At 65.3% G+C, this 18724-nt stretch carries 15 protein-coding genes; 7 read left to right on the forward strand and 8 right to left on the reverse strand.

The genetic code is table 11. From position 1 onward, the window contains the following. Positions 1-35: 35 nt before the first annotated feature. From AGI3411_RS18350 to AGI3411_RS18370, 5 genes are all read right to left on the reverse strand, one after another. Entirely contained in the window at positions 36-944 is a 909-nt protein-coding gene (locus tag AGI3411_RS18350) for a LysR family transcriptional regulator (RefSeq protein WP_129528788.1), read from the reverse strand. A 10-nt stretch (positions 945-954) separates the two neighbouring features. Continuing rightward, positions 955-2040, reverse strand: a complete 1086-nt coding sequence (locus AGI3411_RS18355) for an ABC transporter ATP-binding protein (protein WP_129528789.1) — start codon at positions 2038-2040, stop codon at positions 955-957. Then, positions 2037-3749, reverse strand: a complete 1713-nt coding sequence (locus AGI3411_RS18360) for an ABC transporter permease (RefSeq protein ID WP_129528790.1) — start codon at positions 3747-3749, stop codon at positions 2037-2039. The genes AGI3411_RS18355 and AGI3411_RS18360 overlap by 4 nt, the downstream gene beginning before the upstream one ends. A gap of 144 nt (positions 3750-3893) precedes the next feature. Then, the gene (locus AGI3411_RS18365) at positions 3894-5219 is read right to left on the reverse strand and encodes an ABC transporter substrate-binding protein (RefSeq protein ID WP_129528791.1); all 1326 of its coding nucleotides are present in this window, start codon (positions 5217-5219) and stop codon (positions 3894-3896) included. 105 nt (positions 5220-5324) lie between these two features. Further along, positions 5325-5744, reverse strand: a complete 420-nt coding sequence (locus AGI3411_RS18370) for a FlxA-like family protein (RefSeq protein WP_129528792.1) — start codon at positions 5742-5744, stop codon at positions 5325-5327. 153 nt (positions 5745-5897) lie between these two features. Here AGI3411_RS18370 and AGI3411_RS18375 point away from each other — a divergent pair, with 153 nt between their 5' ends. Beyond that, positions 5898-7208, forward strand: a complete 1311-nt coding sequence (locus AGI3411_RS18375; RefSeq protein WP_129528793.1) for a solute carrier family 23 protein — start codon at positions 5898-5900, stop codon at positions 7206-7208. Positions 7209-7259: 51 nt separating this feature from the next. Here AGI3411_RS18375 and AGI3411_RS18380 read toward each other — a convergent pair whose 3' ends face one another. Continuing rightward, on the reverse strand, positions 7260-8879 hold the full coding sequence (locus AGI3411_RS18380) for a methyl-accepting chemotaxis protein (RefSeq protein WP_129528794.1): 1620 nt from the start codon (positions 8877-8879) through the stop codon (positions 7260-7262). 661 nt (positions 8880-9540) lie between these two features. Between AGI3411_RS18380 and greA the strand changes: the two genes are divergently transcribed. Continuing rightward, positions 9541-10017, forward strand: coding sequence for a transcription elongation factor GreA (greA, locus tag AGI3411_RS18385; RefSeq protein ID WP_129241724.1), 477 nt, complete (start codon positions 9541-9543; stop codon positions 10015-10017). A 309-nt stretch (positions 10018-10326) separates the two neighbouring features. On the opposite strand, the gene AGI3411_RS18390 is transcribed toward greA, so the two are convergent. Continuing rightward, positions 10327-10920 carry a YhbY family RNA-binding protein gene (locus AGI3411_RS18390; RefSeq protein WP_129528795.1) on the reverse strand — a complete coding sequence of 198 codons (594 nt, stop codon included), beginning with the start codon at positions 10918-10920 and terminating at the stop codon, positions 10327-10329. A gap of 18 nt (positions 10921-10938) precedes the next feature. Here AGI3411_RS18390 and AGI3411_RS18395 point away from each other — a divergent pair, with 18 nt between their 5' ends. From AGI3411_RS18395 to AGI3411_RS18415, 5 genes are all read left to right on the forward strand, one after another. Beyond that, positions 10939-11571: an RlmE family RNA methyltransferase gene (locus AGI3411_RS18395; RefSeq protein WP_129528796.1), complete on the forward strand. Its 633-nt coding sequence runs from the start codon at positions 10939-10941 to the stop codon at positions 11569-11571. Positions 11572-11773: 202 nt separating this feature from the next. Further along, positions 11774-13660, forward strand: coding sequence for an ATP-dependent zinc metalloprotease FtsH (gene ftsH / locus AGI3411_RS18400; protein ID WP_129528797.1), 1887 nt, complete (start codon positions 11774-11776; stop codon positions 13658-13660). Positions 13661-13678: 18 nt separating this feature from the next. Further along, positions 13679-14524, forward strand: coding sequence for a dihydropteroate synthase (gene folP, locus AGI3411_RS18405; RefSeq protein WP_129528798.1), 846 nt, complete (start codon positions 13679-13681; stop codon positions 14522-14524). Then, complete coding sequence (glmM, locus tag AGI3411_RS18410) at positions 14521-15864, forward strand: phosphoglucosamine mutase (RefSeq protein WP_129528799.1); 1344 nt, start codon at positions 14521-14523, stop codon at positions 15862-15864. The genes folP and glmM overlap by 4 nt, the downstream gene beginning before the upstream one ends. A 222-nt stretch (positions 15865-16086) precedes the next feature. After that, on the forward strand, positions 16087-16893 hold the full coding sequence (locus AGI3411_RS18415) for a GNAT family N-acetyltransferase (RefSeq protein WP_129528800.1): 807 nt from the start codon (positions 16087-16089) through the stop codon (positions 16891-16893). A gap of 191 nt (positions 16894-17084) precedes the next feature. Here the strand turns inward: AGI3411_RS18415 and ppx are convergent, their stop codons facing one another. After that, complete coding sequence (gene ppx / locus AGI3411_RS18420) at positions 17085-18572, reverse strand: exopolyphosphatase (RefSeq protein ID WP_129528801.1); 1488 nt, start codon at positions 18570-18572, stop codon at positions 17085-17087. Positions 18573-18724: the final 152 nt, after the last annotated feature.

Raw genomic sequence — 18724 nt, forward strand, 5'->3', positions numbered from 1 at the left:
ACGGATATTTGATGCTTGATGCGGGGGAATAGGGCCTAAAGCTGGGCCGGCGCAATGGGCGCGCGTGGATTCCAGATGGTTTGAATGATCGAGCTTAACGCGACCAGCGCGGGCTCGCTAGCGCGCTCGTGCGGCTGGATGAACGCGAGCACCGCGTCGACCCGCGCCTGGCCCCAGACGATGAAGTCGTTGGAGGCCGCGCCCGCCAGCGCATTTTCTTCGCGCAGCAGCGCGCAACCCGCGCCGGCGCGGACCAGGGCGTCCAGGTTGGCCTGGTCGTCGTTCTGCATCACGACGCGCGGCGACAGGCCGTGGCGCTCGAACATGTCGCGCAGCAGCAGGTGGGTGTGGCTGCCCGAAGGGCCGTCCAGCCACGGTAGCTGCGCCACTTCTTTCCAGCCGCCGCGCTTGAGCACCGCCGCGTGCTCCTTGGGCAGGGCGATGCGGTAGCGCACGCTGCGCAGCGGCTGCCACAGCACGCCGCGCGGCGGATTGGAGGCGATGGTCAGCGCGGCTGGCAGGCGGCCGGTGCTGACCTGTTCCGCCAGCGTGGCGGCGGGGAGTGTCTGGGTTTTCAGTTCGACCAGGGGCAGGCGTTGCGTAACGGCCGAGGCCAGTTCGCCCAGGCGCAGGAAGTCGGGCTTTTCGCTGGGCACGCCCAGCTCGACCGCGCCGTGCAGGCTGCCCTGCAGTTGCTGGGCCTCCGATTTAAATTGCGCGCCCAGCACCAGCAGCGATTCCGCGGTAGGCAGCAGCACCTCACCCGCCTTGGCCAACGCCAGCCTGCCGCCGCTGCGGTCGAACAGGGCCACGCCCAGGCTTTGTTCCAGCGCCTTGATCTGCGCCGTGACGGCGGGCTGGGTCAGGGAAAGGGCCTCGGCCGCCTTCGTCAGGTTGCCCAGCCGGGCGACGGTCACGAAGGCGCGGATCTGATAGATTTCCATGGCGGCGGAGTCAGGCCGCCAGCAAGCGCACCTGGGTGGGCTCCAGGCCTATCGATACGGGAGCGCCCACGGGGAAGGGCGACAAACCGGCCAGATGCGACTGGTCGGCCGTCAGGCGCTGTTCGCCGATCTGCACCTGGTAGCGGGTGAACTCGCCCAGGAATTCGCTGCTTTCCACGATGCCCGGCAGCCAGACGTAACGCGCATCGCCCAGGCCGTCCGCCATTTCGATCTGCACCGTGTGCGGACGGAAGCTGGCCGCAAGCCGCGATGCCGACGGCGCTTCGCCCGAGAGGGGCAGGTGCAGGTCGCCCACGCCTTCCACCGCCAGCACCACGCTGCCGCTGGTGCGCTCGCGCACTTCGCCCTCCAGCACGTTCATGGTGCCGACGAAGTTGGCCACGAAGCGATTCACGGGGTAGTCGAACAGCGTGCTGGGCGCGCCGATCTGCTGGACCACGCCGTGGTCCAGCACCGCCATCCGGTCGGCCGTGGTCATGGCCTCTTCCTGGTCGTGCGTGACGAAGATGGTGGTAATGCCGAGCCGGCGCTGCAGGCTGAGCAGGTCCTGGCGCATCTGCACGCGCAGCTTCTTGTCCAGGTTGGACAGGGGCTCGTCCAGCAGCAGCACTTGCGGCTCGATGACGATGGTGCGGGCTAGCGCCACGCGCTGCTGCTGGCCGCCTGAAAGCTGGTTGGGCCGGCGCTTGGCATACTGAGACAGGCCTACCAGGTCCAGGGCAGCCTCCACTTTGGCGCGGATTTCGGCGCGCGGCAGCTTGCGCTCAACAAGGCCGAAAGCCACGTTGTCCCAGACCGTCATGTGCGGCCACAGCGCATAGTTCTGGAACACCATGCCGATGTTGCGGTCCCAGGGCGGCGTGGTGCTGATGTCCTTGCCGTCGACCAGGAGCTGCCCCGCGTTATGGCGGTTGAAGCCGGCGATGAGGCGCAGCAGCGTGGACTTGCCCGAGCCGGACGGCCCCAGCAGGGCAAAGAACTCGCCCGGCTCGATGTTGATGTTCACGTCCTTCAGCACTTCGGTCTTGCCATAGGACAGCCGGATATTGCGGCATTCGACGCTGACCTTCTTCATTCCGTTTCCCCTTCGTGGCGCGCCGGCCGCTGGCGCGTCTGGGCGCGCTCCACCAGCAGGTGCGATATATACGTGCCGACGGCGACCGCGGCCACCGCCAGGACGCCGAGTGCAGCGCCGGGGCCCCGGCCTGCGGCGCTCTGCATGTACAGGTAGATGCCGTAGCTCATGGGCGCCTGGCTGTCTTTTGTGACAAGCATAATAGTGGCGGACAGTTCGACGGCCGCCGTTACGAAGCTGGTGACGAAGCCCGCCAGCATGCCGCCCGCCATCAGCGGCACCACCACGCGGCGTATCGTGCTCATGCGCGTCGCGCCCAGCGATTGCGCGGCCTCTTCGAGCGATATGTTTATCTGCTGCAGCGACGCCACGCAAGAGCGCAGGGCGTAGGGCAGCCGCCGGACCGAGTACGCGATCATGATGACGATCCACGACGAGGTCAGCAGCGTGCCGGTGCCGGGCAGTTCGATGCCGCGAAAGGTGCGCAGGAAGCCGATGGCCAGCACGATGCCCGGTATCGCGAGCGCGGCCGACGCCAGGAAGTCCAGCCATTGGCGCGCGGGCAACCGGGTCCGCAGCATCAGGTAGGCGATGGCCGTGCCCAGGATCACGTCCACGCCCGCGGCCAGGCCGCAATAGAGCAGGGTGTTGGCGATCATGCCCTGGGATTCGGAGAACACGGCCGAGTAATGCGCCAGCGTATAGCCGTCGGGCAGCGGCGCGAAGCTCCAGACGCTGGCCAGCGACAGCAGCAGCACGCCCATGTGGGGCGACAGCACCAGCAGCAGCACCAGGATGATCCAGCCGTAGGCCAGCACGCTTTCCAGCGGGCGCAGCTTCCGCTTGTGGATGGAGTTGCCGCCCTTCTGCAGGGTGGAGTAGTCCCGGCCCTTGAGCACGCGGGCCGATAACCACAGCGCCAGGATCGAAAAGGCGACCATGATGACGCTGATGACGTAGCCCAGCGGATCCTCCAGCCCCACCTGGGTGATGCGCAGATAGGCCTGCGGCGCCAGCATGTTGGTGGTGCCCAGGACCAGCGGCGTGCCCAGGTCGTCGAAGACCTTGACGAAGACAAGGGACGTGCCCGCCACGTAGCCAGGCAGCGCCAGGGGGAAGATCACCCGGCGGAACAGGCGGAAGCCGCGCGAGCCCAGGTTGAAGGCCGCCTCTTCCATTGCGCCATCGATGTTGCGCAGCGCCACGACCAGGTTCATCAGGATGAACGGGAAGTAGTGCAGCGCTTCCACGAAGATCACGCCGTTCAGGCCTTCCATGAAGGGCAGCGTGAAGCCGAACCAGTCCTGCAGCAGCAGGTTGACGCTGCCGGAGCGTCCGAAGATCAGCTGCATGGCGACCGCGCCGACGAAGGGCGGCATGATCAGCGGCAGCACGCCCAGCGTCTGGATCAGGAGCGCGCCGCGGAAGTCGAAGCGCACGGTGAAGTAGGCCAGCGGCACCGCGATGAGCGACGCGAGCAGGGCCGACCAGCCCGCCACGTACAGGCTGTTGAAGAACGCCTCCTGCATCAGTGGCTGGTTGAAGAAGGCGCCGAAATGGCCCATCGTGAAGCTGCCGTCGGCGTTCACGAAGGCGGTGTAGAACACGGTTCCGACCGGAATGGCCAGGAACAGCAGCAGAAAGCCGAACACCAGGAGCGCCGTCAGCACAGGGCCGGCGTGCAGGCGCGAATGGCCCGAATAATTCATCGAGAATCCCGAAATCGTTGCGAGTGTCTGGTCCGGCGCATACGGAAGACGGTCGTCATCCGGACGCCGCTACGGAACGGAACACGGGGGAGCCGCCGGCAGCGGGCGGATTCCCCGCCCGCTGCCGTTCGCAGGGCTTGCCGGTTAGAGCGCCGCGGCTTGCCTGGCCAGCTTCACGGCCTCTTCGTAATTGGCGCGGGCGCGCCCGTTCCACTCGCCTTCCAGCTGCGTGATCTGCTGGTTCACGGCGGCGTCTTTCTTGTTGCCGGCGAAGATGGCCAGGAAGGCCGGGTCCGCCGCCTTCTTGCCGTCGACCAGCGGCGTCCAGGTCAGCTTGCGGGCCTGCTCCAGGAGTTCCGCCGGCTTGCCGCTCTTGGCCTTGTCGCCCAGCTTGGCTTCGGCGTCGTAGATGGCCTTGGAGGCCGCCTGCAGTTCCTTCAGGCGGAACGTGACGGTCTGGTCGTACAGCGACTGCACCACGTAGTAGCGCGTCTGCGAGAGGTCGGCATTGAATTGCACCTTGCTGCGCTTGGCGATTTCAGCCGGATCCGGGTAGCCGGGCGGTATCTTGCCGGCAAGCGCGGAGTAGGGCAGCACCGGCAGGCGCGAGATCTTCGGCTCCAGCAGCAGCTCCTGGCCAGCCTGGCTGAGCGTGAAAGCGATGAACTTCTTGCCTTCCTCGGTATTCTTCGCGCCTTCGATCAAGGCGATGTTGGCGGGCACGATGGCGGTTTCGGACGGATAGACGAAGTCGACCGGGAACTTGGAGTACTTGCTGGACAGACCGAAGAAATCGATGACCGGGCCGGCGCCGAACTGGCCGTTATTTACGCCGTCCGGCACGCCGAACGAGCGCTCCGTGACGGCGCTGCTGTTGCCGGACATGCGTAGCAGCGTGCGCCAGCCTTCGTCCCAGCCTTCGCCCTGCAGGATGGTTTCGACGGTCAAGTGCATGGTGCCCGAGCGCGACGGCGACGTGATGCCGACGTGGCCGAACCATTGCGGCGCCAGCAGGTCCTTCCATTCGACCGGCGCGGGGAGCTTGTGCGCGGCGATATAGCGCGTGTTGTAGATGATGCCGTAGCCGGCCAGCGCCTGCCCGAGGTACATGCCGCCCGGATCGTTGATGGGGTAGTTGCCGATCTTGTCCGGCACGTCCTTGTTCGCCACGTCGGACGACTTGGCCAGCAGCTTGTCGCGGCCCAGCACCTCGAATGCGTCGGGCGCGCTGGCCCAGAACACCTCGGGGCGTTGGCCGGCGGGCGTTTCGCGCACATAGGCGATGCCCGACACCGTGTTCTTGTTCAGGATTTCCAGCGTGATGCCGGGGTTGGCCTTCTCGAACGCGGCCTTGTAGGCCTGGGTCAGGTCCTTGGGGAACGACGTGATCACCGTCACCGTGCCGGCCAGGGATGGCGCGGCGCAAACGGCCAGCAGCGCCCCTGCGAGGGCTGTGCGCATTGCGTGCATGGTTTGTCTCCGTGGTATTAGATTTGTCCGGAGACAGTAATGTCTGGTCCGCAATGCGTCCAATCAGAAATTTTGATGCGGCCCATCAGCGTGGGCGGCCCCGCGCTACGCCGTGGCGGACACGCCGCCCTGCATCGCACGGGCTTGCTGCGCCATGACCTGCGCGATCTGCCCCTGGATCTGCAGAGCCTGGGCATTGAGGGCCTGCAACTGCTGGGCCTTCATCTCGGCCGACATGCCGCTGGCCTTGACCCGGGCGATCTGCTCCATGACCCGCTTCAGCTGCTTCTGCAATTCCTTGATCTGGCGCGTGAATTCGTCGTCGTTGTCGGTTTCCTCGGCCGCCTGCGCGCCGCCGACTTTCATGCTTCCCGGCGCGCTGACACGGATACTGCCGTCCTGGCCGGACACTTCCGCCTGCGCGCCCGGCGCGTTCCTGGCCTCTTTGTTGGCCTGGATTTTCTCGGCCCACAGGTCCGCCAGGCTGATGGCCCGGGAGGTGCCGTTGATGGAATTGATCGCCATGGTTGCTCCTGCTGCCTGTATGGATTTCGGGGTTTCTACCAATACGGCATTCCACAGAGGAACTTAAGCATTGCCGGGCCTTCGCGGCCCCCTTTACACTGGCGCCCGCTCGCATCCTGAATCCTCCATTCGAATCATTCTCCCGGGGAATCCATGTCCAATTCCTATTTTCCGCGCTGGCGCCTGGCGGACGACGCCGAGCCCGGCGTCATCATCGCGCCCGATGAGCGGCTGTCCTGGCCCAAGAACGTGGCCATGGGCGCCCAGCACGTCGTCGCCATGTTCGGGTCCACCGTGCTGGCGCCGCTGCTCATGGGCTTCGATCCCAACGTCGCTATCCTGATGTCGGGCATCGGCACGCTGATCTTCTTCCTGTTTGTCGGGGGGCGGGTTCCGAGCTACCTGGGTTCCAGCTTCGCCTTCATCGGCGGCGTGATCGCGGTGACGGGCTACGCGGGCGCCGGTCCAAACGCCAATATCGGCGTGGCGCTGGGCGCCATCATCGCCTGCGGCCTGGCCTATACGCTGATCGGGCTGATCGTCTGGTTCGTCAATGCGCGGGCCGGCGGGGGCGCGAACTGGATCGACACGCTGATGCCGCCCGTCGTCACGGGCGCGGTGGTTGCCGTGATCGGCCTGAACCTGGCGCCCATCGCCGCCAAGGGCGCCATGGGCGCATCGGGCTTCGATAGCGTGATGGCCATGGTCACCATCCTCTGCGTGGGCGGTATCGCGGTGTTCACCAAGGGCATGGTGCAGCGCCTGCTGATCCTGGTGGGCATGATCCTGGCCTGCGTGCTGTACGGCATCTTCGCCAACGGCCTGGGCCTGGGCAAGCCCATCGACTTCTCCGCGGTGTCCGCAGCCGCCTGGTTCGGCCTGCCGCATTTCGCCGCGCCCGTGTTCAAGGCCGAAGCCATGGGCCTGATCGTGCCGGTCGCGATTATCCTGGTGGCCGAGAACCTGGGCCACGTGAAGGCGGTCAGCGCCATGACGGGCCAGGACCTGGACCGCTACCTCGGCCGCGCCTTCGTGGGCGATGGGGTCGCCACCATGGTGTCCGGCGCGGTGGGCGGCACAGGCGTCACCACCTATGCCGAGAACATCGGCGTGATGGCCGTGACCCGCATCTACTCGACGCTGGTGTTCGTGGTGGCCGCCGTCATCGCCATCATTCTGGGCTTCTCGCCCAAGTTCGGCGCCCTGATCCAGACGATCCCGGCGCCCGTGCTCGGCGGCATGTCGGTGGTGGTGTTCGGCCTGATCGCCATTGCCGGCGCCCGTATCTGGGTGGTCAACCAGGTGGATTTCAGCGATAACCGCAACCTGATCGTGGCGGCGGTCACGCTGGTGCTCGGGGCGGGCGATTTCACCGTCAAGCTGGGGACCTTCACGCTGGGCGGCATCGGTACCGCCACTTTCGGCGCCATCATTCTGTATGCCTTACTGCGCCGCAGGACGTAAAACACGCGCCGCGGGGAAGCGCGAACCCGTTTCCCCGCGGCAGCGGCCCGCCTAGGAGCGGGTCAGCCGGGAAGCCTGCGGCAGGCGGCCCAGCGGTGCCGGTGTTGCCTCGATGACCTGCCCCGACTGCGTCTTGAACACGGAGGTGGCTTCCGCCAGGCGCCGCGCCTGTTCCTCCATCGCCGCCGCGGCGGCGGAGGCCTCTTCGACCAGCGCCGCGTTCTGCTGCGTGACTTCATCCATCTGCGTGATCGCCAGGCTGACCTGGTCGATGCCGCCGGCCTGCTGGGCCGAGGCCGCCGAAATCTCGCCCATGATGTCGGCCACGCGCTGCACCGACGTCACGATTTCCTGCATGGTCTGGCCGGCGGCCGCGACCTGCGCCGAGCCGGCCGCGACGGTGTCCACCGAGGTTTCGATCAGCGCCTTGATTTCCTTGGCCGCCTGGGCGGCGCGCTGGGCCAGGGTGCGGACTTCGCCCGCGACCACCGCGAAGCCCTTGCCCTGCTCGCCGGCCCTTGCGGCCTCGACGGCGGCGTTCAGCGCCAAGATATTGGTCTGGAAGGCGATGCCGTCGATTACCGACACGATGTCCGAGATCCGCCGCGAACTGTCCGAGATGCCATGCATGGTGGCCACCACCTGATCCACGTTCTGGCCGCCGCGCTGCGCCACGTCCATGCTGACCGCCGCCAGTTGATTGGCCTGGGCGGCGTTTTCCGCATTCTGCTTGACCGTGACTGCCAGCTCCTCCATGGTCGAAGCGGTTTCTTCCAGCGCCGCGGCCTGCTCTTCGGTGCGGACGGACAGGTTGGCGTTGCCCGCCGCGATTTCCGCCGCGCCGACGTTGATCTCGTCCACGCCGAGGCGCACGGAGGTCACCGTGCGGGTGAGCCCTTCCTGCATGCGCTTGAGCGCGGCGAAGAGGGCGCCGATCTCGTTGTCCGAGCGGCTTTCCACGCGCGCGGTCAGATCGCCGGCCGCGATGCGGTCGAAATGCCTGCCGGCTTCCTGCAGCGGTTGCAGTACTCCGCGCCGGATGAAGGCCCAGCACAGCGCGGTCAGCAGCAGGGCGGCCGATACCAGGGCGATCGCCGAGATCCGCGCGGTGGAGTAAGTCTGCTCGGCGCTGGCCAGCACGCCGTTGCTGCGTTCTTCGACCCGGGCCAGGAAGGCCTGCATGTCCTTGATGAAGCTGGCGTCCGCCTGGCGCACCCGGCCCTCATCCTGCTGGTACCTGGCGGGCGAGCGTTCCTTCAGGGCCGCGCCCAGCGCTTCAAGTCTTGCGCCGTACTCCGTGAAGCGGGCCTGCAAGGTCTGGGCCAGGGCTTGGCCCCGCTCGGTCTTGGGCACGGCCATATAGCGGGCGAAGCGCTCGCGGGCCAGCGCAAGTTCCCGGGCGGCTTCCTGCTCGGTCTGCGCGGCCTGGTCGGTGGCGGCGGCCTGCAAGGCGGCCATGCCGGCGCCGAGCGCCAGCCGCGTGCGCAATAAGGCCGCGTTCGCTTCATACAAGGGGTCGACCTGATGGACTGCGACGTTGTTCAGGTCCTTGATCTCGGTGACGCTTCTTTCGGCGTTCATCCAGCCCAGACCGCTTGCCAGCGCAAGGGCGATCACGAAGCAACCCAGCACCAGCAGCATTCCCGTACGGACTTTCAATTTTTCCAGCATGAGCCTTTCTCCTTCCTCAACGCACTCCGCCACGCGCGGGACGGGGCCTGGCCCGCCCGCCGCGTGCCGTAGCGGCGGGCGTCGCGCCGGATGGTTGTGCGATGCGCCCGCCAGAACTGCCTACATCGCCAATGACCCGCGCCGCGCTGGCGGCCCGTATTCGGACCGCTTGCCGGGGTGGGGAAAATACTCGTATTAATTATTTGTATTAAATTGTCATTAATTGACGGTTTTGTTTTTTATACTGGTTTTCGCGATTTTCTCCAGCGGTTTTCATGCGCCATCCGGCACCGGATGAATAAAAGGTTATTCCAGAGTAGTTTTTGTGCAACAAACGGCGGCTGCCAGCATCCCGAGCGCGCGATTGCCGGCACAACTTGCGCGAAAGCAAGGACAGTTGGAGAAAATGGCTGGTTTTAGCGGGTTACAGCGCCGAAATCCGTCGAAAACGACGGTTTCTCCGGCGGCTTGCAATTCCCGTGGACTTTGCCCACAATATGACTTTGATTGCCCCGGTTCCGACCCGAGCCGGGGTTTTGTTTTGGTCGTCCGCGCCGCACCGCCGTTATTGATATTTCCGGCGGCATGCGCGCGCGAGCTCTGCGACCTTCACCGAGAACGCTCCGTCGGGGGCGTTTTCTACTTTTGTTTGGGAAACGACATGTCTGCCATTCCTTTGACCGTGCGCGGGGCCGAGCGCTTGCAAGAAGAGCTCCAGCGGCTGAAAACCGTGGAACGTCCCGCCGTGATTAACGCCATCGCCGAGGCGCGCGCGCAGGGCGATCTGTCGGAAAACGCCGAGTACGATGCAGCTCGCGAGCGCCAAGGCTTTATCGAGGGCCGGATTGCCGAGCTTGAAGGCACGCTTTCCAATGCCCACCTGATCGACCCCTCCGCCCTCGAGGCCGAAGGTCGTGCCGTGTTCGGCGCAACCGTCGAAATCGAAGACCTGGATTCGGGCGATCGCGTGACCTACCAGATCGTCGGCGACGTTGAAGCCGACATCAAGTCGAACCTGATTTCCGTGTCGAGCCCGGTGGCCCGCGCGTTGATCGGCAAGAGTGAAGGCGACGTTGTCGAGGTCAAGGCCCCGGCTGGCGTTCGCGAGTATGAAGTGTTGGGCGTGCGTTACATCTGACGCCGCAGTAAGTTGCTGGAAACTGTCAAAACACCATAGTCCGAACCGTGCGTTCGCATGGATTTCGCGGATTAATGCGGACACGCTATGGTGGGCCGGGCGCGTAAAGCGCCCGTTTTTGTGTCGGCGCTCCGTTTACGTTTACTATTGCCGCCGGGCCGCCCCAAGGCAAAAACGCCCCCTTGGGGGGCAGCAAGCCGAAGGCGCAGCGTGGGGGTACATTTTGCCGCCGGGCCGCCCCAAGGCAAAAGCGGCCCCCTTGGGGGGCAGCAAGCCGAAGGCGCAGCGTGGGGGCTCTACTTCTACTTATTATTTCGAACGGCGGCTGGTGCCGCTGCGGGCTCCGGCCCGCAGGCTGAGCGCGCTGCCGGCGCGACGAGGGATGCCGTGGTCGCTGCTGGAGGCCTTCTTGGTGCTGGGGCGCATGGGCTTGCCGTTCTTGTTCAGCTGATCCGCGGGAACGTAGCGCGTCTTGGGCTTGGGTTCCTCGGTTTCGCTGCGGCGGGGGCGCTTGGCAAGGGTCTTGCCTTCGGCGGCCAGCTTCTTGGGCGTATGGGGCTCGGAGGCGCGGCGCTTGGCCGGACGTTCAGGCTCCAGGGCGGCCAGCGAGGCGGGCTTGATGTTGCCGGCCAGCGGGCGGAACAGGATCAGGATCTTGCCCAGGTGGTGGACCGGGGCGCACGAGAGCGTGTCGCAGATGGCCGACAGCATGGCTTCGCGGGCTTCGCGGTCGTCGCCGCCGGCGCGCACCTTGATGAGCCCGTGCGACGTCAGTGCAAGGTCGATTTCCTTGAGCACGGCGTCGGTCAGGCCATTGTCGCCGATCAGGACGACGGGGCGCAGAGGGTGAGCGGCGGACCGAAGGTCGCTACGCTCACGAGAGGTAAGTTCTAATATAGGCATGCGTGGAATTGTACGGTAATGGCCAAGAATAAATTCTCCAAAGACTGGATTCACCAGCACATCAATGATCCCTATGTGAAGCTGGCGCAACAGAAGGGCTACAGGGCCCGCGCCGCCTTCAAGCTGATCGAGATCCTGGAAACCGAGAAGCTGATGCGCCGGGGCGACCTGGTCGTGGACCTGGGCTCGGCGCCGGGCAGCTGGTCCCAGGTGGCGCGCGAGCGGCTGGCGGGGCCGGGCGGCGTCGTGGACGGCCGTATCATCGCCCTGGACCTGTTGCCCATGGAGCCGGTGGCCGGCGTCGAATTCATTCAGGGCGACTTCCGCGAGGATGACGTTTTGAAACAATTGGAAGACATGGTCGGATCCCGTCAGGTCGACCTTGTTATTTCAGACATGGCCCCCAACTTGTCTGGCGTGGGTAGCGCCGATTCGGCGCGTATCCAGCATGTGTGCGACCTGGCGATGGAATTTGCCTGCGCCCATTTGAAGCCCAACGGGGCGCTGATCGTCAAGGCCTTCCACGGCAGCGGCTTTTCGCAGATCGTGCAGTCCTACAAGCAGCGCTTCAAGCGGGTGGTCGAACGCAAGCCGAAGGCGTCTCGGGACAAGTCCTCTGAAACCTTTCTGGTTGCGCGCGATCTGAAATAGCCCGGGTTCGCCTGGGCCAGAAAAACCTATCGCCTGCCGAGACAACGACCAGAAAACTTACGAATCAGACGAAACTTAGAGGGGCCCAGGGTTCCCAGGACGCAATCTGCCTGACAGGGTAGAATGGGCTATTGACATACTTGTGACTGTGCCATATGCGGGTGCGCGGTCGCCGGTCGGAATCGAAAGCAGGAGATCGACCTTGAATAATTCATTTTCGAAAGTCGCTGTCTGGATGGTGATAGCCCTCGTGCTATTTACCGTCTTCAAACAGTTCGACGGACGCGCCCAGACGCAGGATGGCGTGACGTATACGCAGTTCATGGATGACGCCAAGGCGGGACGCATCCGCAAGGTCGACGTCCAGGGCGACGTGCTGTATGTAACGCCCGACGCGGGCCGTGCCTATACGCTCACTTCTCCGGGCGACCTCTGGATGGTTTCCGATCTGCTGAAGTATGGCGTCCAGGTGTCGGGCAAGCCGCGCGAAGAGCAATCGCTGCTGATGAGCATCTTTGTGTCGTGGTTCCCCATGCTGCTGCTGATCGGCGTCTGGGTGTTTTTCATGCGGCAGATGCAGGGCGGCGGCAAGGGCGGTGCGTTCAGCTTCGGCAAATCGCGCGCCCGCATGCTCGACGAGAACACCAACCAGATTACCTTCGCCGACGTTGCCGGCTGCGACGAGGCCAAGGAAGACGTCCAGGAACTGGTCGACTTCCTGCGCGACCCCAGCAAGTTCCAGAAGCTGGGCGGGCGCATCCCGCGCGGCGTGCTGATGGTCGGCTCCCCGGGTACCGGCAAGACGCTGCTGGCCAAGGCCATCGCGGGCGAAGCCAAGGTCCCGTTCTTCAGCATTTCCGGTTCGGACTTCGTTGAAATGTTCGTCGGCGTGGGCGCGGCCCGCGTGCGCGACATGTTCGAGAACGCCAAAAAGCACGCACCCTGCATCATCTTCATCGACGAAATCGATGCGGTGGGCCGCCAGCGTGGCGCCGGCCTGGGCGGCGGCAACGACGAACGCGAACAGACGCTGAACCAGATGCTGGTGGAAATGGACGGCTTCGAATCCGGCCAGGGCGTGATCGTGATCGCCGCGACCAACCGTCCGGACGTGCTGGACCCGGCGCTGCTGCGTCCGGGCCGCTTCGACCGCCAGGTCGTGGTGCCGCTGCCCGACATCCGCGGCCGCGAGCAGATCCTGAAGGTCCATATGCGCAAGGTCCCGCTGTCGCCCAACGTCGACGCCACCGTCCTCGCGCGTGGCACCCCGGGCTTCTCGGGCGCCGACCTTGCCAACCTGGTCAACGAAGCCGCGCTGTTCGCCGCCCGCCGCAACGGCCGCACGGTGGATATGTCCGACTTCGAAAAGGCCAAGGACAAGATCATCATGGGCGCCGAGCGCCGCTCCATCGTCATGCCTGAAGAGGAGCGCAAGAACACGGCGTACCACGAGTCCGGCCACGCCATCGTCGCGCGCCTGCTGCCCAAGACCGACCCGGTCCACAAGGTCACCATCATCCCGCGCGGCCGTGCGCTGGGCGTGACGATGCAGCTGCCCGAGACCGACCGCTACAGCATGGACAAGGGCCGCCTGCTGTCCACCATCGCCGTGCTGTTCGGTGGCCGTATCGCCGAAGAGCTGTTCATGGACCAGATGACCACGGGCGCCTCGAACGACTTCGAACGCGCCACTGCCATCGCCCGCGACATCGTCACACGCTACGGCATGACCGACGAACTGGGCCCCATGGTCTACGCCGAGAACGAAGGCGAAGTGTTCCTGGGCCGCAGCGTTACCAAGACCACGCACATGTCCGAAGCCACCATGCAGAAGGTGGACACCGAGATCCGCCGCATCATCGACGAGCAGTACGGCGTCGCGCGCAAGATCCTGGAAGACAACCGCGACAAGGTCGAAGCGATGACCACTGCGCTGCTGGAATGGGAAACCATCGACGCCGACCAGATCAACGACATCGTCGAGGGCCGCCCGCCGCGTCCCCCGAAGACGCCCTCGGGGCCGTCGGACACGTCCGACACGCCCCCGACCGGCCTGGCTGCGGGCGGCAATACGGCTGCCGCAGTCTGAGGGCTCTCGTCCTGAGTTATGGCAAATAACTTTCTTTGCGGGCGCTTCGAGTTTGATCTCGAGCGCCCGCTTGTCATGGGTATCGTCAACGTCACGCCGGATTCCTTTTCCGATGGCGGCCAGCATGGCGATACGGATTCCGCGGTGGCGCACGCGCGCCAGTTGGTCGAAGAGGGCGCCCAGATCCTGGACCTGGGGGGCGAGTCCACGCGGCCCGGCGCCGACCCGGTCTCGGTGGCGGACGAACTGGCCCGGCTGCTGCCGGTGATCGAGGCGCTGCGCGATTGCGGCGTGCCCCTGTCCATCGACACGTTCAAGCCGGAAGTCATGCGGGCCGTGCTGGACGCGGGCGCGGACATGATCAACGACATCTATGGCTTTCGCCAGCCCGGCGCCGTCGAGGCAGTGGCGCAATCGCGCTGCGGGCTGTGTGTCATGCACATGAAGGGTGAGCCCCGCACCATGCAGGCTACCCCGCCCGAGTACACCGATCTGATCGGTGAAATCGGAATTTTCCTGGGAGCCCGCGCGCACAAGCTGCGCGCGGCCTGGGTCGATCCCCGCCGCATCGTGCTGGATCCGGGCTTCGGCTTCGGCAAGACCGCCGACCAGAACTTCCAACTGCTGCGCCGGCTCTCCGGCCTGCGCAGCATCGGTTATCCATTGCTGATCGGCCTGTCGCGCAAAAACATGATCGGCCAGGCCACTGGCCGGCCGGTGAACGACAGGCTGCCCGGCAGCATCGCCGCGGCGCTTGCCTGCGTGGCGCGTGGCGCTTCCATCGTGCGTGTGCATGATGTGGCGGCCACCGTCGACGCGCTGAAGGTATGGCACGCGGCAGAACAAGGAGCAATCACTTCATGATTCGACGCAAGTATTTCGGCACTGATGGCGTGCGCGGTGAGGTTGGCGGTCCGGTGATCAACGCCGAGTTCGCCCTGAGGCTGGGCTATGCGGCTGGCCGCGTGCTGGCGCGCGAGCACGCCGTGCGCGGCGCAAGCCGCCCGCAGGTCGTGATCGGCAAGGACACGCGGATCTCCGGCTATATGCTGGAATCCGCCCTGGAAGCCGGCCTGTCGGCCGCGGGCATCGATGTGCTGTTGGCCGGCCCGATCCCGACGCCGGCGGTGGCCTATCTGACGCGGGCCCTGCGCCTCGTGGCCGGTATCGTCATCAGCGCTTCGCATAACCCGTACCATGACAACGGCATCAAGTTCTTCTCGGCACAGGGCATGAAGCTGCCCGACGATATCGAGGCGGCGATCGAGGCCGCGCTGGACGAGCCGCTGGGCTGCGTCGGCTCGGAAGCCCTGGGCCGCGCCCGCCGCATGGCCGACTCGCAGGGCCGTTACATCGAGTTCTGCAAGAGCACCTTCCCCAACGATCTGGATCTGAACGGGATGACGATCGTAGTGGACGCCGCCCACGGCGCCGCGTACAACATCGCTCCTCATGTCTTCCGCGAACTGGGTGCCGAGGTGCATGCCATCGGCGTGCATCCCGACGGCTTCAACATCAACAAGGGCGTGGGCGCGCTGCATCCCGAGCTGTTGGCCAAGGAAGTGAGCGCGCGCGGCGCCCAGTTGGGTATCGCGCTCGACGGCGATGCCGACCGCCTCCAGATGGTGGACGGCGACGGCCGCATCTATAACGGCGACGAACTCATGTACGCCATCGTCCGCGAACGCATGCAGCGCGGCAAGGTGGACGGCGTCGTGGGCACGCTGATGACCAATTTCGGCTTCGAACGCGAGATGAAGCGCCTGGGCGTGGGTTTCGAGCGCGCCAATGTGGGCGACCGCTATGTGCTGGAGCAGATGCAGGCGCGCGGCTGGCTGTATGGCGGCGAGAGCTCGGGCCACCTGTTGTGCCTGGATTGCCATTCGACCGGCGATGGCATCGTTGCCGCGCTGCAGGTGCTGACCGCGCTGCGCCGCAATTCGGTCGGGCTGTCGGAGTGGGTGAGCGACCTGCGCATGTACCCGCAGAAGATGATCAACGTGCCGCTGGCGCCGGGCCAGGACTGGAAGACCCATGCCGGCCTGAGCGCCGCGCGCAAAGCCGTCGAAGCGGAACTGGACGGCCGCGGCCGCATCCTCATCCGGGCGTCGGGCACGGAACCGAAACTGCGGCTGATGGTGGAAGCCGAAGACGAAGCGCTGGCGGTGTCTTGCGCGGAAAAACTTGCCGCCAGTTTGGGGTAGACGGACCGCTACCTTGATTTGCGGCAAAGCAAAGGCCACCCAGTATGTGACGGGTGGCCTTTTATCTGTAAGCAATTGGCATAGGTTTGTAAAGATTTGTCGACATCTGCGGAAAATGGACAGATCTGCTCCGAACTAAACTTCATAGTCACGTAACATATTGGTCAAGTCTTTGACATACAGGGCGTCCACACTGACTGGACTCTCTAGGAGCTTCGCGCAATGCTGGAATTAGCACGCATCAATCCGAGCCGTAATGCTGCAGAACCTTGGACCGGCGCCGCCGCCAAGGTGCTGGTGGTGGGCTTGGCGCGCACCGCTGAAGAAATCGAGCAGATTCAACGCCTGCGCTACGAGGTCTTCACCGAGGACATGGGAGCCGTATTCCCGGATGCCCAGGACGGCGTAGAGAACGACCGCTTCGACCCGTTCTGCGAACACCTGATGGTCCGCGAGCTGGATACCGGCCGTGTCGTGGGCACATACCGCATCCTGACGCCGGAAAAGGCGCGGGAGGCGGGCGGATACTATTCGGAGTCCGAGTTCGATCTCTCCGGCCTGGGCTCGATCCGGGACGAGCTCGTTGAAGTCGGCCGTTCCTGCACGCACGCCGACTACCGCGGCGGCGGGGTCATTATGCTGCTCTGGTCCGGCTTGGCGGAATACCTGCGCCGCGGCGGCTACGAATATGTGCTGGGCTGCGCCAGCGTGAGCCTGCGCGACGACGGCGTCACGGCTGCCGAAGTGTGGCGCACCATCTCCAAGCACCTGCCCCAAGGCGACGAACCCCGCGTCACACCGCTGCACCGCTATCCCGTGGAAAAGCTCAACAGCACCTTGCCGGCGCGTGTGCCGCCGCTGATCAAGGGCTACCTGAAGCTGGGCGCCAGCGTCTGTGGCGAACCCGCATGGGATCCCGATTTCAACGCCGCGGATTTCCCCGTGCTGCTCAAGATGGGGCGCATGGACGAACGCTACCGCCGCCATTTCGGGCTGGATCAGCCCGCGGCCCCCAACGCCCAGCGCTGACTGCCATGCGCCGCCTGCTCCGCCGCATGAAGATCAGACTGATACGGCGGGCGACGCGGCCCCTGCGCATGGAACTCAAGCGGCTCGACCGAGAAACGGATCTTTCACCGTTCTAGCGCCGGGCCGCAAGGGCATGCGGCCGTAACGGCGGGCGGCGCCCGCCGTCCGCCCATGTTCTGGGCCTGCCGGCCCTAGAACTCCAGTAGTTCGAACGAAAACCCCACCTTGTTCCATTCGGCTTCTTCGGCGCGCAGCGTGAAGTCGCTCAAGGGGTGCTGGGCCAGCCAATCGCGGTTGACGCGCACGACGATGGAGTTGTCGCGCACCGATGCCGTCAGCGGCAGCGGCTCGATCTCGTTGCGGCGGCGGAACAGCAGTACCGCCAGGCGCAGGCTGAGGATGGCTTTCCATTGGGGGCGGGAACGCACCAGCGGCTCCAGCTTGGCCAATTTGCCCTGGTGGCCGAGCGCCAGCAGCGCAAGCAGCTGCTGGTCCGCGCGCGAGAAGCCCGGCATGTCGGCGTTTTCCAGCACGTAGGCCGTGTGCTTGTGATAGGCGTTGTGCGCGATCGACAGGCCCACTTCGTGCAGGTCGGCCGCCCAACCCAGCGCCGGCCGCAGCTCGGCGCGTTCCGGGCCGTCGGGGAACATCGTGTCGAACAGGGTCAGGGCCGCGTGGCGCACGCGGCGGGCCTGGTTGACGTCGACGTGGTAGCGCTTCATGAACTGGCGCACCGATTCGTCGCGCTTGTCGTGTTCGTCGTCGCGGCCGAGCAGGTCGTACAGCACGCCCAGGCGCAGGGCGCCGTCGCCGGTGTGCATGACCTCGATGCCCAGTTCGTCGAAGAGGGCGCTCATGATGGCCAGGCCGCCCGGCAGCACGTCCGCGCGTTCGATCTTGATGCCCGGCAGTTCGGAGGGGATGACCCGGCCCGAGCGCACGATGCGGTCTTTCAGTTTGGTCAGGCCGGCGCGCGTGATGCCGCGGTCGGAGAAGCGGCTTTCGGTCAGGATGGCGAACAGCGCCTTGGCGGTGCCCGAGGAACCGTAGGCTTCTTTCCAGCCCATCTTGCGGTACTGCTTGGCGATGACTTCGATTTCGCGCCGGGCGGCCAGCTCCGCCTGCTTCATCTGGTGCGCGTCCACGATGCCGTCCGAGAAGAACTGCCGGCTATAGCTGACGCAACCCATATAGAGCGAGGACATCAGCGAGGGTTCGTGTCCTTTGCCGATGATGACTTCCGTGGACCCGCCGCCGATGTCGATGACCAGCCGCTTATTGGGCGACGGGGGCAGGGTATGGACCACCCCAGAGAAGATCAGGCGGGCCTCTTCGCGGCCGGCGATGACTTCGATGGGGAAGCCCAGGGCGGCTTCGGCCCGCGGCAGGAAGTCCCGGGTGTTGCGCGCCACGCGGAAGGTGTTGGTCGCGACGGCGCGGACGCGGTTGGGATGAAAGCTGCGCAGGCGGTCGCCGAAGCGCTCGAGCACGGCGATGGCGCGGTCGATCGCGTCGTCGCCGAGCTTTTTCTCGGCGTCCAGGCCGGCCGCGAGCCGGACGGTTTCCTTGAGACGATCGATCTGATAGATCTGGGGCGTACCGTCCTGTTGAACGATGCGTCCGATGGAGAGGCGGAAGCTGTTGGACCCGAGGTCCACCGCGGCCAGAAGTTGATCCATGCGGCTCGTGAAATATTGGCTGTGAGGTGGCCTGATTATAGAGACCCCATATGACAGCGCTCTGGACTGCGGTTTTTTTCTTACGGAACAGGGGCTTGGGAGAATATATCCTCGGCTATACGTCCCGGTTTTGGCGTACGCTACGTTCTTGG

It is taken from the genome of Achromobacter agilis, from assembly GCF_900496965.1.
Taxonomy (GTDB): Bacteria; Pseudomonadota; Gammaproteobacteria; order Burkholderiales; family Burkholderiaceae_B; genus Achromobacter; species Achromobacter agilis.